Annotated in this window: 2 protein-coding genes; one reads left to right on the top strand and one right to left on the bottom strand. The window is 73.1% G+C overall.

Annotated elements, in window-relative coordinates; translation table 11 throughout:
- Positions 1 to 210 (bottom strand): hypothetical protein (locus tag ACFQ87_RS46080; protein WP_380617024.1); only part of this gene is annotated, 210 nt, incomplete at its 3' end.
- Positions 211 to 592: 382 nt separating this feature from the next.
- Here ACFQ87_RS46080 and ACFQ87_RS46075 point away from each other — a divergent pair.
- On the top strand, positions 593 to 1,714 hold the full coding sequence (locus ACFQ87_RS46075) for a peptidoglycan recognition protein (RefSeq protein WP_380617023.1): 1,122 nt from the start codon (positions 593 to 595) through the stop codon (positions 1,712 to 1,714).
- Positions 1,715 to 1,859 lie beyond the last annotated feature (145 nt).

The raw sequence follows: 1,859 nt of genomic DNA, 5'->3' as shown, positions 1-1,859 counted from the left end.
GCCGGTGAAGGCCCGGGCGGCGTCCGCCGAGGCGCCGCCCTCCCCGGCCAGGCGCAGAAGGCTGTCGACCCATTCGCCCTGGGCCTGCACCGAACCGGCGGCCGCGTTGTGGTCGGTGACGGGCGAGGCGAAGGCCGTACCGCCCGCGCCCCACACGAGGGCGGCCGAGGTCAGCCCGGACAGGACCAGGGTGGTGATTCGAGTTCGCATGACGCTCCTGGATGATCCTCAAAACGGATCTTCTGAATACGCTCCTTTACCACCGGACCGTGAGATGCGCCGCCGCGAATTAACCACACCGGCCCAAAGGATTACGGAGCACGGACGAACGTCGCCCCGTGCGGTCCGCGCCGCCGTTTTCCGCCGACACGTCCGCGACGGAACCGGGCCTCCCGGACACCGCCGCCGATCGGAATCCCCCGGATGGCGGAGCTCTTGAAGAGGCGTGCGGAGGCCGGTGCCGACTGCCTGACCGGTCGAATCCGACCAGGAATTCCCGGCTTCCGGTCCTCGTGTCCCGGCGGCCTTCCGTGACGATGTGCCGACTTTCGGCGACATGCAGGGGCGGTGAATTGTGGTGACCATCCGTTCCATGAGGATCTCAATCCCGGCAGCCGTCCTCGCCGGCTGCATCGCCGTCCTGCTCTTCCAGCCCCCCGCCGCCGCCGTCGACGGCTCGGGCGCCCCCGCCCCGGCGCCGCGCACCTCCGCCGGGGGCGGCTCGGTCACCTCCGTCGCCCTCACCGCCGGCGGCGCCGTCGCGCCCCGGGCCACCCGTCCGTTCGAGCTTCTCGGCGTGGTCTGGGACGGCGCCCCCGACGCCCTCGCCAAGGGCTCCGTCCGGGTCCGCACCCGGGACGCCGCCACCGGCCGGTGGGGCGACTGGCACACCCTGGAGGCCGATGCCCTGGACGGCCCCGAGGCCGCGCCGCACGGCGCCACAGCCCCGCTGTGGACAGGCCGCAGCGACGGCGTCGCGGTGGACGTGCACCCCGGTCCGGCCGGCCTTCCGCGCGGACTGCGGGTCGAACTCGTCGACCCCGGTCAGGGAGCCGCCTCCACCGACGCCCAGACCCTGCCCGAGCGACCGGCCGCACCCGCCACCGCCTCCGCCCCGCGCCCCGGCATCGTCACCCGGGCCGGATGGGGTGCGGACGAGTCCATCCGTGAACAGGGCTTCGTGTACACCGGCCAGGTCAAGGTGGTCTTCGTCCACCACACCGCGACCGCCACCGACTACGCCTGCTCCGACGCCCCCCGGGTGATCAGGTCGATCTACCAGTACCACGTGCAGGGCAACGGCTGGCGGGACATCGGCTACAACTTCCTGGTCGACCGCTGCGGCACCGTCTACGAGGGCCGCGCGGGCGGCGTCGACCAGCCCGTCTTCGGCGCCCACACCCTCGGCTTCAACAGCAACTCCGCCGGCGTCGCCGCCATCGGCACCTACACCTCGGACGAGCCGCCGCAGGAGCTGCAGGACGGCCTCGCGAAGATCGCCGCGTGGAAGCTGGGCCTCACCGGCCGGGCGGCCGACGGCAAGGCCCAGCTCACCTCCGGCTCCGACGCCAGCCTCTACCCGAAGGGCAAAGTCGTCGACTTCGAGGCCGTCTCCGGCCACCGCGACGGCTTCGCCACCGAATGCCCCGGCGGCGCCCTCTACGCCAAGCTCCCCGCCATCCGCAGCACGGCGGTGCGCCTGCAGGACTCTTGACATCCTCCCCCGGCTAAGCCGGGGGATTCCTCCCGCGCCTGCGGCACGGATGCCCGTGGTCCGCTGGTCGCCGAGGTGGGTTCCCCGTTCGACGGGCCGTGCCTGGCGTGGGATCGCCACGCCAGGACTTGCCGGCCCTCCAGGG

This window comes from Kitasatospora sp. NPDC056531, assembly GCF_042794375.1.
In the GTDB taxonomy this organism is placed as follows: Bacteria; Actinomycetota; Actinomycetes; order Streptomycetales; family Streptomycetaceae; genus Kitasatospora.
The sequence above is the reverse complement of the archived record's forward strand: the minus strand, read 5'-3'. Positions and strand labels throughout refer to the sequence as shown.